The sequence below is a fragment of the Paractinoplanes tereljensis genome (genome assembly GCF_016862435.1).
Classification (GTDB): Bacteria; Actinomycetota; Actinomycetes; order Mycobacteriales; family Micromonosporaceae; genus Actinoplanes; species Actinoplanes tereljensis.
The window spans coordinates 140,682-154,045 of the sequence record NZ_BOMY01000046.1; the positions used below are offsets into that span (position 1 = coordinate 140,682).

The window sequence follows — 13,364 nt, forward strand, 5'->3', positions numbered from 1 at the left end:
GTGTTCTGTCCCGGGGAGGACACATGAGGCAGCGCTGGTTTTCCGCTGCGGCGCTGGCGGTCGGGCTGTTCGCGATCAACGTGGCAGCCCGCCTGATCATTCGCTTTGGTTTCGACGGCGATGACTCGGCCGAGAGCCGGGCCACCATCGTCATGTTCGGCGTGATCGGCCTGGTCCTGGCGATCTGGACGTTCCTGGCCAGTCAGCGCAAACGGCCCAGCGAGTGGCTGTTGCCCGATCTGGTGGTCGGCGCGGTCGGCGGCTTGCTGCTGACCGTCCTGGTCGGACCGTTCCTCAGCGGCAGTCAGCCGTTCAAGAACGGGGCCGGCGACTTCTTCGCGCAGATCTGGCTGTACAGCGGCTTCGCGATCGTCGGCACGCTGCTCGGTTACTGGATCGCGATGATGCTGGGTCGCGACTACCGCTCGCGTTCGCTCAAGGCATTTACCCAGCGCAACGCGGCCAAGCCGCGCAAGGTGGTCCGCCGCTAACCGGTCGGCGCTTCGCGCGTCAGGTACGTGTGGTGGGTGGCGAAGCCGACCCGGTTGTACAGGGCGACGGCCGCCGTGTTGCGCTCCTCCACCTGGAGGTAGGCACGGTTGCTGCCGCGCTGCGTCGCCCACTGCGCCAGGCCGCGCACGACCTGCTGCGCGAGGCCGCGCCGGCGCGCGGCCGGGGCCGTCTGCAGCAGCGAGACGCCGAGCCACCGGTCCGGGCCGGTGATCGCGCCGCGGGCCACCGCGAGCAGGCTGCCGTCGGCGTCGTGGACGTGCGCGAAGACCACTTCCGGTACGCCGGTGAGGATGCGTACCGCGATCGGCGGGAGCGCGCCCTTGTGTTCGGTCACCATCGCGTACCAGTCGTCGCCGGGGGAGTCGGCCAACTCCACCGGGGGCAGGTCGGCGTCGGGCGCGATGGTGGTGAGCAGCGACACCACCGAGGCGGTCTGCACCAGGGTCAGCGGCCGGGCGGTCCAGCCGCGGGCGTCGAGGGCGGCGTTGACCGGGGCGGCCAGCGGCATCGGCGCGTTGATCAGCGGTTGCTGGCCGTGTGCCGAATACCACTCGACGACTCCGTCGATCGCGGCCTCGAGAGTGCGGTCCGGGTCGCCGACGGCCAGCGCCGAGTTGGCCCGGCCGGTCCAGTTGCCGGCCGCCCGCAGGATCCATCCGCCCAGGTGGGACTGGATCGGGGCGGGCCACGCCAGGTTGGCGGCGAGTTCGAGGGCGACGACGTCGGCGGCCGGTGGGCGACGGGCGACCGGCACCCGCTTGGCCCGGTGGACCTCGTCCAGGGGGACCCGGAGTGTGCCCTTCGACGTGGCGATGGTGAGATCAGTCTCAGTGAGCTCCACGAGCTCCCCGAGTGCATCTGAATACAGCGTTCGCTCCTGGGAAACGCTTACAATCCGACGCACCACCACTCGGTGTCCCACATCCTGCCGACGGAGCACGTGTCACCTCCTTCGGCGGAGATACTAGGCTCTGCAACTGTCGCCGACTGTTCTTGCGGCGTGGCTTTGGAGGGAAAGACCCGTGACCTACATCATCGCTGAGCCGTGCGTCGATGTGCTCGACAAGGCATGCATCGAGGAATGCCCGGTCGACTGCATCTACGAGGGCAACCGGATGCTCTACATCCACCCCGATGAGTGCGTCGACTGCGGGGCCTGTGAACCGGTCTGCCCCGTCGAGGCGATCTTCTACGAGGACGACGTGCCGGAGCAGTGGAAGGACTACACCAACGCGAACTACGAGTTCTTCGAGGATCTCGGTTCGCCCGGTGGTGCCGCCAAGCTCGGCAAGGTCGACAAGGACGCCACATTCATCATCGCGCAGCCGCCCCGGGGCGACCACTGAGCGCTCGCGCGTCGGCTCTACCGGACTTCCCCTGGGACCTGCTGGAGCCGGCGAAGGCCAAGGCAGGCGCGCACCCCGACGGCATCGTCGACCTCTCGGTCGGCACGCCCGTCGATCCGGTGCCCGCGCTGATCCGCCGTGCGCTGGCCGACGCGTCGGACGCGCCGGGCTACCCGCTGACCGCGGGCACCCCGGCGCTGCGCGCGGCCATCGCCGGCTGGCTGGCCCGGTCCTGCGGTGCGTCCGGTGAGCTGGGTGTGCTGCCCACCATCGGGTCCAAGGAACTGGTCGCCTGGCTGCCCACGCTGCTCGGCGTGGGCCCGGGCGACACCGTGGTGATCCCGTCGGTCTGCTACCCGACCTACGAGGTCGGCGTCCTGCTGGCCGGCGGCACCGTGGTGCGCTCCGACTCGCTCACCGCGGTCGGTCCGGCCCGGGTCAAGCTGGTCTGGGTCAACTCGCCGTCCAACCCGACCGGCCGGGTGCTGCCCGCCGAGCACCTGCGCAAGGTGGTCGACTGGGCCCGCGAGCGCGGTGCGGTGGTGGCCAGCGACGAGTGCTATCTGGCACTGGGCTGGGAGACCCGGCCGGTGTCGGTGCTCGACGACGCGGTGACCGGCGGCGACTACACCGGGGTGCTGGCCGTGCACTCGCTGTCCAAGCGCTCCAACCTGGCCGGTTACCGGGCCGGGTTCGTCGGCGGCGATCCGGCGCTGATCGGTGAGCTGCTCGCCGTCCGCAAGCACGCCGGCATGATCCTGCCGGCCCCGGTGCAGGCCGCGATGATCGCGGCGCTCGGCGACGAGACGCACGTCGACGAGCAGCGCGAGCGATACGCGGCGCGGCGTGACACCCTGCGCACCGCCCTGGTCAAGGCGGGCTTCGAGATCACCCATTCGGAGGCCGGCCTCTACCTGTGGGCGACCCGTGGCGAGGAGTGCTGGCAGACCGTCGACTGGCTCGCCGAGCGTGGCATTCTCGCTGCTCCCGGCGCGTTCTACGGGCCGGCCGCGGCCCAGCAGGTGCGCATCGCGTTGACCGCCACCGATGAACGGGTGGCCGCCGCGGTGACCCGCCTGACGACTTAGCGCCTGGCTCACGTCGACAAGCATCGCTACCCTCGGGGCACGGAACGACGCTGCGGGGAGGCGATCGTGGCTGACGGGGTTCGCGTCGAGACGGACGGGCTGACCAAGTTCTCCGACCAGGTGCAGAACGACACGACGAGCACGCTCGGGAACGGTTACTCCCGGGCACGAGTGGATCTTTCGACCGGGGTCGAGTTCGGCAGCAGCAATGCGAGCGGCGCGGTGTTCGCCGCCAAGCAGCGCTACCGGGACAGCCTGCTGGCCTCGACCGCCAACGTCCAGGCCTATCTGGATGCCGCCGAGGTGCTGGCACTGGCCGCGGGCAAGGTCGCCAAGGCGATGGACGAGACCGACGGCCGGGCCGCCCAGCGCGCCACCGAGATTCGCACCCTCCTCGACCAGGCCGTGGTCGAGGCCCGGCAGCGGCGCGCCCCGGCCGACGGGGAGAGTGCGGCATGACCGGCGAACCCGTGCTGACCAGCGGATGGTGCACCAACTGGGGAGCTTTCAACACGCCCCGGCTGTGGTCGATGGTGATGAACGAGGACGACGGGCCCGGCCGCACCCAGGTCAGTGCCTGGCGCACCCTCGCCGGTTCGGTGCGCAGCCAGCGGGCGGCGCTGCTGACCGCCCGCGCCGATCTGGCCGCCGCCTGGCCGCCGGACGAGAACGAGTCGGCCGCTGCCTTCCTCGACGAACTCGACATCCTGATCAAGCGGCTCGACCTCGCCTCGGCCGACGCCGACACCACGGCCAGCGGGCTGGACAACATCCTCAACGCGCTGCAGACCGCGAAGAGCGAGATCCAGCCGCTCTGGGAGCAGTACAAGGACAAGAGCGACGACCTGGTGCCGCGCTGGTGGGACGGCGCCGAGGACGAGATCGACGAGAAGGCCCGAGCCGCGATGATCACCGCCGAGCGGACGGTGGAGGACGCGGTCGCCCAGCTCAAGGTCCCGGAGAAGTACGAACTGATCATCGAGGGTGAACGCAGCGCCGTGGTCCAGCCCGGCCAGCCCGACCAGCCCAAGGGCGGCAGCGGAATCGATCGGGGCCTCAACGTCACGGTCCCGCACGACCCGGTGCCACCCCTGCCGGGCCAGGATCCCACGCTCCCGGATGATCCATCCGGCAGCGACGCTGCCGACCCCGTGGGTGGTGGCGGCAGCGGACCCGGCGCCGGCGGAGTCGGCAGCGGCGGGGGTACGGGTGTGAGCACCGGCGGTGGCGGGGGCCCCGACCTGGCCGGCGTGATCACCCCCGGCCAGCCGCCGGTGGTGCCCGGCACCGGCCCCTCGATCGGACTTCCCGGCGGCGGCGGTGGTGGCCCGCTGCCGTCCACCGGCGGTAATCCGCTGCTCCCCGGCCTGCTGCCCACCGGTGGCGGCGGCCCGATCACCCCGAGCGGCGGCCGGTCCGCGCGCAGCGGCCCGCGGCCGTCCGGCGCGACCATCGGCGAGGCCGCCACCGGTCGGGGCGGGACCGGCGGTGGTATCGGCGGCCGAGGTGCGTCAGGCGGTCTGGGCGGTCGTGGCATATCCGGTGGTGGTGCCGGCGGCCGGGGCCTGCCCGGTGGCGGGGCTCGTGGCGGTGCCGGAGCGCGGGGCCGCACGTCGGGCCGGGTCGGCGGGCTGGGCGTCGAGGGCGAGGGGATCCGGGGCGCCCGCGGCGGGAGCCGTTCGGGTGGCGTACCCCGCCCGGCCTGGTTGTCCGACGACGAGGTCGGACCGAACCGCCGGACCGGAGCCGGAGTCGGCGCCGGCGCAGCCGGCTCGCCCGGCGCACCCGGCCGGGCCAACCGCCGGGCCCGCGGCGACGACGACACCGTCGGCTTCGACCCGGACAACCCGTGGGAGGTCGCCGAGGGCGTCGCCCCGGTGATTCGTCCGTCCACCGAGGAGCCTCGGCACGACCCCGGCCCCAACGTGATCGGCCGCCGCGGGTGATCCGCCGGAGCGTCGCCGCGCTCGCGGCCGCCCTGCTCGCTGTCCTGGTGACCGCGGTCCCGGCGCGGGCCGACGCGCAGCGCGACGCCGAGTGGTACCTCGAGCCGATGAAGGCCGCCCAGGCGGCCGAGTTGGGCCGGGGCGGCGACGGCGTGATCGTGGCGGTGCTCGACACCGGGGTCGACACCCGGCATCCCGACCTGGCCGGCGCCACCGTGCCCGGCCGGAACATGGCCCTGGACAAGGCGGACGACAACCTGGACCCGCAGGGGCACGGCACCGGTACCGCGGTGCTGATCTCCGGGCGTGGCCACGGCAGCGGTGCCGGGTTGCTCGGCATCGCGCCGAAGAGCAAGGTGATGCCGATCCGGCCGATCTACGACGCGGTGCTGGTGGCCGAGGGCATCCGGTGGGCGGTCCAGAACGGCGCCAAGGTGATCAACATGTCGTTCGAGCTGGACTCGACCGGCTCGGTGCAGCAGGCGATCGACGAGGCGGTCGCCGCCGACGTGGTGGTCGTGGCCTGCACCGGCAATGAGAACACCGGGGTCGGCCAGCCGGCCTCGCTGCGCGGGGTGCTCGCGGTCGGTGCGGTCGACCGGACCGACCAGATCGCCAAATACTCCAATCATGGCCCGGAGACCGACCTGGTCGCCTACGGCACCGGCCTGCCGGTGGCCCAGCCGCGCGGGAAGTACGCGGTGGCCGACGGCACCAGTTCGTCCGCGGCCCTGGTGGCCGGCGCGGCCGCGCTGATCCGGGCCCGCTACCCGGACATGCCGGCATCCGAGGTGGTCGACCGGCTGACGTCGACCGCTACCGACCGTGGTGAGAAGGGCCGGGACGACTACTACGGGTACGGGCAGCTGAACCTGATCGCGGCCCTCACCGCCCCGCGCACCTCGCCGAGCGCGTCCGCCGCCGCACCGGTCACCCAGCCGGTCAGCTCCACTCCGGACACTGCTGACCAGGGGTTTCCTCCGCTGCTGACGGTGGCCATCGGCGTTCTGCTGCTGATTCTCGCGGTGGCCGCCTTCATGATCGTGCGGGCCCGCCGAAACACCTGATCGACCCCGAGATTTGGCACGAACGGTTCGCATCCGAGGGTCGTACGGGTGGCCCGCCGTGCGTTACTCTCAGTGCCGCTGAGATCGGGGGGATCTTCGGTGTTTCCGTCTGTCCAATCTGAACGTGACGATGCGCGAATCGGGGACGCACATCAATTCATGACCGAGGTCGAACAGCTGGCGGCGCAGGTGCCTGGGGGAGGGCCACCGCCACGGTTCGACCGGATCACCGGTCCGGACCGCACCGGCACGGCATTTGCCGTGGTCGATGAGGTCGGTCGGTTCGTCGATATCGGCCTGCATCCGGCCTGGTGGCTGGCGTTGGGCCCGGCCGGGGTGGCCGACGCGCTCCTCGAGGCGCTGGCGACGGCCCGGTTGAAGGCGGCCCTGGTGCCGATGATCCTGCGCCGCCATGGTCACACTCCGTCATCGATACTTGTCGTTGAGCAACATACGGTCGGTAACGTTGCCTTCCTCGACGCGGCCCGGGGCCGGATCGCCGAGGCCAGCCGGCTGATCGCCGACGCCGATCCGGAGCCGCCCGCCGCGCGGGTGATCACCGGGACGCACGGGCTGTTTCGCCTGCATGTGCGGGGCAGCCGGATCGACCGGGCCGAGGTGACCGGGGTGCCCGACACCGACCGGCTGGTGGCCGACGCGCGTGAGGTGCTGATGGCGCTAACGTCGGGGCATGCAACCGACGATCGTGGTACGCGGTGAGGCGATCCGCGAGGTGCCGCCCGAGTTGGCGGTCTTCGCCGTGACGGTGACCGCCCGGGGCCGGGACAAGGACGCCGTCCTGGCCCACCTCACCGAGCGCGCGGCGGTGCTTCGCGCCGAGCTGGACGGCTACGGCGAGGCGATCGAGCGCCGGGAGACCACCGCGGTGCAGGTCTTTCCCGAGTTCAAGAAGGCCGGCGACCGTCCGGTCGCCTGGACCGGCAGCACCGGCACCACGGTGACGGTCGCCGACTTCACGGCGCTCGGCGAGATGCTGCCCCGGCTCGCCGGCCTCGAGCAGGCGTCGTTGTCCGGCCCGTGGTGGCAGATGCGGCCGGGGAGCACGGCCGGGGCCGAGGTGCGCCGGGCCGCGATCGCCGACGCCCTGGACCGGGCGAGGGAATATGCGGCGGCCGTCGGCAGCCGGGTCGACCGTCTGGTGGAGATCTCCGACGAGCTTGCCGGGGGTGGCGGGTTCCATCCGATGATGGCCCGGGCGGCGATGGCCACCGACGAGGCGTTACAGCTGGATCCACAGGTGCAGACGGTGCAGGCGTCAGTCATCGTCCGGGTAACGATCACCGATCCCGACCTGTCTGCATAAATAAGTAAAATTCGGTTTTGTCCGCATGCATCGGAATGATCGGTAAGACTCGGCTGCATGCCGAAGGGTCGCCGAGACGTTCTGCTGCGGGTGGCGAACGTCAATCCGGAAAGTGTCATCACGCACACCGACCGGGTCCTCTACTCCGCGGTTGGCGTATTCATCCTGCTGTACTTCGTGTACGCCACGGTCGGCGGTGCCGCGTTCATCGACGCCAGCTCAAACTACCAGCAACCGTGGTACCGCTGGCTGGTCGGCCCGATGATCGCCGCCGGCGTGGTGGCGTACGACCGGGCCGTCGTGGGCCGGGTCGGCATCAGCTACGAGAAGCTGGAATCCGCCGATCCGCAGGAGTTCCTGCGCAAGCCCACCGCCGGCCTGTACCTCGGCCGGCTCGGCCTGGCCCTGCTCTTCGCGGTGCTGATCACCGAGCCGCTGATGCTCGCCCGCTACCAGGGTGAGATCGACGCCCGCCTCAACGAGGTGCACAACCAGCAGCTCACCCGGATCGACACGGACGGCGTGATCGGCACCTGGACGACCCGGCTCAACCAGCTCAAGCAGGAGACCTCGGCCGACGACGCGGCGGTCCGCGATCTCACCGCCCGGGCCGCGCAGAAACGTCAGGACGCCCGCCTGCTCTACCAGCAGGCCGTCGACGACTCGGCCGGCGAGGGCGTGTCCCGCAACACCGGCTGCCCGGCCGGCGGTTACTGCGATCAGCTAGTGCGGCGCTCCCGCGGCCTCGACGACCAGGCGTCGGTCCTCGACAAGCAGGCCGGGACGCTGCTCGACACCCAGCGCGCGGCCCGCGATGCTCGCGCCGACGAGCAGGCCGCCCTGACCCGGCAAATCAGCGAGCAGCGGACGACAAACAACAAGGCGGTCAAGTCCGACGCCGGGTTCGGCGCCCGCACCGCCGCCATGTGGCACCTGGTGACCAGCGACTTCTGGGGCGTCGGCGTCTTCTACCTGGGCATCACGCTGCTGCTGGTCGCGCTGGACTGCGCGGCGGTCGGGCTCAAGTTCGTCTCCCGCGGCAACGCGTACGAGCGCAACGAGGCCCGCATCGCCCGGCGCACCGAGCACGAGGCCGCGCTGCTGCACGAGCGCGGGATCCAGGATGCCCGCACGTACGGCGCCGCGATGGCGAAGGTGGTGACCGAGGGCATCGAGGCCGCGGCCAACGACGAGCAGGTCGCCCGTGAGTCGGCCGAGCGGGCCAGCGCGGTCCTGCGAATGTCGGTGGTGGTGCCCGAGGAGGTGCGCAGGCTGACCGCGCACGGCGGCCGTCATCACCACCCGCTGCACGGCGAGCTGCTGTCGCCCCAGCCGGAGGAAGAGGAGCGGGAGCCCGTTCCCAACGGACGGCACCGTCGCTCGATCCGTACGCCGGTGATCGTCGACGAGGACGTCCGCGTGTTGCCGGCCGGTGGGCACGGCCGGCACTACCGCCAGGTGTAGCTCAGTCGGTGGCCGCCAGCCGTACCCCCGAAGCCTGGATCGGAACCGTGAAGATCGCGCCGCTGCAGACCTCGGCCGCATCACTGGCCAGGCTCAGCGCGCCCGGGATGGTGAACGCGCCGATCGTGTTGCGTGGCACCTCCCAGGACACCGGGAACCGATCCCGGGTGATCTCCACCCGCGCGTCCCGGCACCCCGCGTCCCGATGTTCGGTGTCGGCGACGACATTGCCGGCACCCGCCGTGATCGCCGTGATCCGGATCGGGAAGTCGAAGTCGTTTGTCACCGTCACGGTGAGGTTGCCCTCCTGGCCCCGCAGCATCGGCCGGTTGAGGTCGGAGCGGGCACGCAGCGCGAGCTCGATCGCCGTACCGTCGCCGGTTTGCCCGGTCTCGGACCCGGTGATCTGCCAATACACCCAGGCCGCGCCCGCGTTGACCACGACCGCGGCGGCGGCCGCCGCCGACAGGATCGCCCTGGTCCGCCGGTTCAGCCGGGGCCGTCGCTGAGCGCGGACCGGGCGTACCTCCCAGGTCGGCTCCTCGTGATCGTCCGGCCGCAATTCGATGTGGCCGGACGGATCGCCGCCTGGTTCCCGAACCGCCGAATCCGACGGTTTCATGACATTGCCTCAAGAATGAGCGTGGCGAGCCGTCTGCTGAGCATTCGCATGCGGACGAGTTCCTCCTTTCCAGACCGGCTGGGACTGGTTGTTCAACGTTCCCCGACGACCCCTGGTCGTGTGATCGGGATTCCGTTCGCCGTTGTGCGCGCATACATCGCACAGGTGGGACTGTCCGGCTTAACTCCAACGGGGGATACCCACCCCGTGTGCTCTGACCAGCGCTTACGCTTTCCACGATCGGTTGGGCAGGCATTCCGGCCCGACGTCGGCCCGGGGTCGCCGAAAAATGAGCCCGAAGACCACCACGGCCACTCGGCCTAATCCGGACGCGCCGAACAGATAGATCGAGCCCCCGGCGCGGGACCCGCCGAGGGCTCGACCATTTCTTACCCGGATCAAGAATCAGTTGTTTCGGTTTCCTCAGGCGTCGGCGCCTCGGCCGGCTCGGTGGTGGCCGGCGTCGTTTCGGGGGTGGTCACGATCGGCTCTTCGGTGGCCGGCGCGGTGGTGGCCGGTGCGGTGGTGATCATCGGTGGTTCCGGCGCGGCCGCCGGTGCATCGGCGGTATCCGCCGGTGGGGCCGCGGTGAACCGGAGTCGCTGGCTCCTACCGCTGACCGCGCCGGTCCAACCCCGATAGAGCGGCATGATCGTCCAGTACCACCGGCCACCCACCAGCTCGGCCGCACCGAAGGTGACCACCTCGGTCGCCTCACCGCTCGCCGCCACCTTCCGGGTGATGTCCGGCCGCTGCGGTTCGCCGACATGGTGCGCGGTGACCACGTAGTGATCCATCAGCACGCCGTCCCCGATCTCCTGAGCGCTCCAGCTGATCACCGCCCGGTCGCCCTGCTTGGCGGCGCTCGGAACCACGCCGCGCGGCATGCCGGCCACCTTCGCGGTCATCGCCGCCTGGCCGGGGACCGTCCAGCTGCCTCCGGCGTACGCGAACGCGGTGCCGCCTGCACCGAGGGCCACCGCGATCACGGCGATGACCAGGGGTTTCCCGCCGGGCTTCATCGTTTCTCCGGGTCGAGACCTCGGCCGGGCCTGCTCAGACAGCCGTCTGAGCGGCGGTGAAGGTGAAGTTCGCCTTGACGTGCAGGCCGGCGCAGGACTGCGGCAGGTCCTTGATGGTGATATCGGTGTCCACCGTCGTGCTCTTCTCCGCCGGGACGGCGGGCTTGCCCGGGAAGACCACCGGCTCGACCACGTTGATGCCGGTCGTCTTGAGCTCGTCGGAGCACTTCTTGTTGGCCTCGACGGTCCCGCCCTTGCTGACTTCGAAGGATCCCGGGGTGAGAGCGCCGGTGAGGGTGACCGGGAACTCGTTCGGGTTGTCGACCTTCAAGGTGATCTTGGTCTTGCGGCCCGGGTACAGGTTGGCGCCCAGCGAAGCCGTGGCGGTGAGCGGCTTGATCTGGGCGGCGTCGGCCTCGGCCGTACCCGAGCCGTCGACGTTCCAGCCGGTGAAGGCCCAGGCGGCGGCGCCACCACCGATGAGGACGGCGGCGACGCCGGCGACGACTGCGGAGCGCTTGGTGTTCTTACCCATGATCTGGTTCCTCCGGGACGATGAGCGGACGCCATTCGACTGGTCCGGCGCTGCGCACCAACATCGTCGAATCGAAATAACTTCGCGATAGGGCGTACGTGCGGCCCAGGCGACCCCGGAGGCGCCCGGAAATGACCGTTCGGGCGATCTAGGACACTGTTCACCATCGATGTGTATACCTGGGAAAGTGTTGCCCACCTGGGGTTACGCACGAATTCCAGGAATAGTTCGGGGCGGTCTTCGGTCAGGAAAAGTCCTAAGTGGTCAGCCGCCGCTCAGCCGTTCGCCGGGATGTCCGCCTGAAAGATGCATGCGTTCTATGCCTCTGTCGAAGCCACACCTGGTTCGAGCCCCCGGCGCGGGACCTCGCCGGAGGCTCGAACTGTCACCGGCCCCCATCAAGGACCGGTGGTTACCGTTTCGGTCGGTGTCGGCCCGTCGGCCGGTGGGGTAGTCGTCGGCGTCGCCGCGGGCGTGGTTGTCGCGGCCTCGCTCGGTACGGCGGCGACGGTCGGTGCGGTCGTCGGCGTGGTCGCGGCCGGTGGGGTCGTCGCGGCCGGCTGGGCTTCGGCACCGTCAGCCGGTTCGCCGGCCGCCGTAGTCGGTGTCGTCGCCGTGCCGGCCGAACGGGCCGCTGGGGCCGCCGGGGTGCCGGGGAACTTGAGGCGCTGGCTCTTGCCGCTCTCCGTGCCCGCCCAGAGGTGAAGCTTCGGCACGACCGTCCAGTACCACTTGCCCCCGGCCACCTCGGCGGCACCGAAGGTGACCGTCTCGGCCGCACCGCCGGTTGCGGTCACCGTGCGCGTGATGTCCGGGAGCGGCGGAACCTCGACGCTGTGCGCCGTCACGATGTAGTGGTCCATCTTCGAGCCGGGGTCGATCTCCTGCGCGCTCCAGCTCACGACGGCATCGCCGCCCTGCTTGGCCGCGCTCGGGGTGACGCCGCGCGGCATCTTCTCCGTGCGGACCCGAATGGTGATCTGCTGACTCGGGACGGTCCAGTTCGCGTACGCGAACATCGTGCCGGCCACTCCCAGCGCGCCGACCGTGCCGCCGACGACCAGGTAGGTGGCGATCCTCCTCATCGGCCGACCCGGGTGCCGACGGCCAGGAACTCGATGACGAACCGGGTCTCCGCGCACTTCGGTGTGGTGTTCCGCGGCATGGTCACGACGAGTACCCCCGGCAGTCTGGTGCGGCCGCGAGCCTGAACCCGGACCGGCAGTTTCCCTTCATAACCGGTCACCCGCAGCCCGGATACCGGACATCCGCGACGCGAAGTGGCGACGGTCCGGCCGGTGAGCCGCTCGATCCGGAGCGCGAACCGCTCCGGATTGACGACGGTCAGCCGGACGCTCCGAACCGCACCCGGGAAGAGGCCCTGGATCGGGGTGCCCTCGACCGAGAAGCGGCTCGGAGTACGACCGTCGTGGCCGGTCAGGACCAACTGCGCGGCGTCGAACTCACCCTGCGACGGCGGCCCCACGGTGACGAGGGTCAGGCCGACAAGCACCAGGCTGGTGAGAGACGTTCGCCATTTCACGCTTCGAACTCCAAGGCGGTTGGCAGGGGCGCACTCGGCCCCACCGGGCGGATCAGGGGAGGAGTTCACCGTCGAGCGTGAAGGTGATCTTGAGGACCTTGTTGGCGCAGTCCGGAGAGGCGTTCTCGCCCATCGTGACGAAGCCGATCCAGTCGGCCTGGGTCGACCATGAGGTGGGGTTGATCGTCGTGTCGGTCGGGTCGCCGAGGGAGATGTCGGCGTTCGTTTCGTTACAGGTGTTGACCGGGACCGTGTCGGTCGGGGTGTTGTAGGCCTTGACCTTGACCGATCCGGCCTTCACCGTCTTGGCAATTACTTTGTACTCGTTGTAATTGCCGACCGTCACGCTGGCGTCGACCGAGTGCTTCGGCCAGAGGTTGCCAGCCGCGGTAGCGATGGCCTGTACCGGCTTGATCTCCGAGCTCTGCGCCGCCACGGTGCTGCCTTCGCCGTTGAACCATCCGCTGGCGTAGGCGAAGGCGGCGGTGCCGCCGGTGACGGCGAGAGCAACGCCGGCGAGAGTGGCGACGGAACGCTTGGTCATCTTGCGCATGAGGAACTTCCTCCAGGAACGGTCAGGTAACGCATTACGGCTTCAGAATTGTGTGGCCGGGGCTTGGCGGCGTTCCGGCGCTGCGATAAAGATGACCGAATCCGAACCGGACGGCGATAGTGCATCCGTGCTTCTGTTCGAAACGCAGCGCCAAGCGAAGCGGCCGTCCGGATTACCTCGAACGAGGAAAATCAGCCGGAAAGATCGGCCCACTCAAGCGATCAAGCGCGCGCCGCAACACCACTGACCAGCGGGTACGCGCGCTAGCAGTCGAAGGCCACGCCTCCGTGACATCCTGAGATCAACAACGTCGAAACCGGGCCGCCAACGTGAATTTAAGA

Annotated in this window: 16 protein-coding genes; 9 read left to right on the top strand and 7 right to left on the bottom strand. The window is 70.2% G+C overall.

Features of this window, described 5'->3' with window-relative positions:
• The first annotated feature begins 23 nt into the window (after nucleotides 1–23).
• Nucleotides 24–491, top strand: coding sequence for a hypothetical protein (locus Ate02nite_RS36225; RefSeq protein WP_203812416.1), 468 nt, complete (start codon nucleotides 24–26; stop codon nucleotides 489–491).
• Here the strand turns inward: Ate02nite_RS36225 and Ate02nite_RS36230 are convergent.
• Nucleotides 488–1,453, bottom strand: coding sequence for a GNAT family N-acetyltransferase (locus tag Ate02nite_RS36230; RefSeq protein ID WP_203812417.1), 966 nt, complete (start codon nucleotides 1,451–1,453; stop codon nucleotides 488–490). The two genes, Ate02nite_RS36225 and Ate02nite_RS36230, sit on opposite strands and share 4 nt — an antisense overlap.
• 82 nt (nucleotides 1,454–1,535) lie before the next feature.
• On the opposite strand from Ate02nite_RS36230, the gene fdxA reads away from it, so the two are divergent.
• The 8 genes from fdxA to Ate02nite_RS36265 all read left to right on the top strand — a co-directional run bounded on the left by fdxA (nucleotide 1,536) and on the right by Ate02nite_RS36265 (nucleotide 8,748).
• The gene (gene fdxA / locus Ate02nite_RS49190; RefSeq protein ID WP_239147963.1) at nucleotides 1,536–1,859 is read left to right on the top strand and encodes a ferredoxin; all 324 of its coding nucleotides are present in this window, start codon (nucleotides 1,536–1,538) and stop codon (nucleotides 1,857–1,859) included.
• On the top strand, nucleotides 1,856–2,947 hold the full coding sequence (gene dapC / locus Ate02nite_RS36235) for a succinyldiaminopimelate transaminase (RefSeq protein WP_239147969.1): 1,092 nt from the start codon (nucleotides 1,856–1,858) through the stop codon (nucleotides 2,945–2,947). The genes fdxA and dapC overlap by 4 nt, the downstream gene beginning before the upstream one ends.
• A gap of 66 nt (nucleotides 2,948–3,013) precedes the next feature.
• Nucleotides 3,014–3,406: a hypothetical protein gene (locus Ate02nite_RS36240; protein ID WP_203812419.1), complete on the top strand. Its 393-nt coding sequence runs from the start codon at nucleotides 3,014–3,016 to the stop codon at nucleotides 3,404–3,406.
• On the top strand, nucleotides 3,403–4,893 hold the full coding sequence (locus tag Ate02nite_RS36245; protein WP_203812420.1) for a hypothetical protein: 1,491 nt from the start codon (nucleotides 3,403–3,405) through the stop codon (nucleotides 4,891–4,893). The genes Ate02nite_RS36240 and Ate02nite_RS36245 overlap by 4 nt, the downstream gene beginning before the upstream one ends.
• On the top strand, nucleotides 4,890–5,960 hold the full coding sequence (locus Ate02nite_RS36250; protein WP_203812421.1) for a S8 family serine peptidase: 1,071 nt from the start codon (nucleotides 4,890–4,892) through the stop codon (nucleotides 5,958–5,960). Before Ate02nite_RS36245 ends, Ate02nite_RS36250 begins: the two co-directional genes overlap by 4 nt.
• A gap of 159 nt (nucleotides 5,961–6,119) precedes the next feature.
• On the top strand, nucleotides 6,120–6,680 hold the full coding sequence (locus Ate02nite_RS36255) for a hypothetical protein (RefSeq protein ID WP_203812422.1): 561 nt from the start codon (nucleotides 6,120–6,122) through the stop codon (nucleotides 6,678–6,680).
• Nucleotides 6,652–7,284 (top strand): SIMPL domain-containing protein, encoded by a 633-nt coding sequence (locus Ate02nite_RS36260; RefSeq protein WP_203812423.1) that lies wholly within the window; start codon nucleotides 6,652–6,654, stop codon nucleotides 7,282–7,284. Before Ate02nite_RS36255 ends, Ate02nite_RS36260 begins: the two co-directional genes overlap by 29 nt.
• Nucleotides 7,285–7,341: 57 nt before the next feature.
• Nucleotides 7,342–8,748 (top strand): DUF4407 domain-containing protein, encoded by a 1,407-nt coding sequence (locus Ate02nite_RS36265; RefSeq protein ID WP_203812424.1) that lies wholly within the window; start codon nucleotides 7,342–7,344, stop codon nucleotides 8,746–8,748.
• 1 nt (nucleotide 8,749) lies between these two features.
• Here Ate02nite_RS36265 and Ate02nite_RS36270 read toward each other — a convergent pair whose 3' ends face one another.
• The 6 genes from Ate02nite_RS36270 to Ate02nite_RS36295 form a co-directional block, all read right to left on the bottom strand.
• Entirely contained in the window at nucleotides 8,750–9,370 is a 621-nt protein-coding gene (locus Ate02nite_RS36270) for a hypothetical protein (protein WP_203812425.1), read from the bottom strand.
• 398 nt (nucleotides 9,371–9,768) lie between these two features.
• The gene (locus tag Ate02nite_RS36275; RefSeq protein ID WP_203812426.1) at nucleotides 9,769–10,392 is read right to left on the bottom strand and encodes a hypothetical protein; all 624 of its coding nucleotides are present in this window, start codon (nucleotides 10,390–10,392) and stop codon (nucleotides 9,769–9,771) included.
• Nucleotides 10,393–10,426: 34 nt separating this feature from the next.
• Nucleotides 10,427–10,927, bottom strand: coding sequence for a hypothetical protein (locus Ate02nite_RS36280; RefSeq protein ID WP_203812427.1), 501 nt, complete (start codon nucleotides 10,925–10,927; stop codon nucleotides 10,427–10,429).
• Between the two features lie 398 nt (nucleotides 10,928–11,325).
• Nucleotides 11,326–12,012 carry a hypothetical protein gene (locus tag Ate02nite_RS36285; protein WP_203812428.1) on the bottom strand — a complete coding sequence of 229 codons (687 nt, stop codon included), beginning with the start codon at nucleotides 12,010–12,012 and terminating at the stop codon, nucleotides 11,326–11,328.
• Nucleotides 12,009–12,470 (bottom strand): hypothetical protein, encoded by a 462-nt coding sequence (locus tag Ate02nite_RS36290; protein ID WP_203812429.1) that lies wholly within the window; start codon nucleotides 12,468–12,470, stop codon nucleotides 12,009–12,011. Before Ate02nite_RS36290 ends, Ate02nite_RS36285 begins: the two co-directional genes overlap by 4 nt.
• A gap of 52 nt (nucleotides 12,471–12,522) precedes the next feature.
• Nucleotides 12,523–13,014: a hypothetical protein gene (locus Ate02nite_RS36295; protein WP_203812430.1), complete on the bottom strand. Its 492-nt coding sequence runs from the start codon at nucleotides 13,012–13,014 to the stop codon at nucleotides 12,523–12,525.
• Nucleotides 13,015–13,364: the final 350 nt, after the last annotated feature.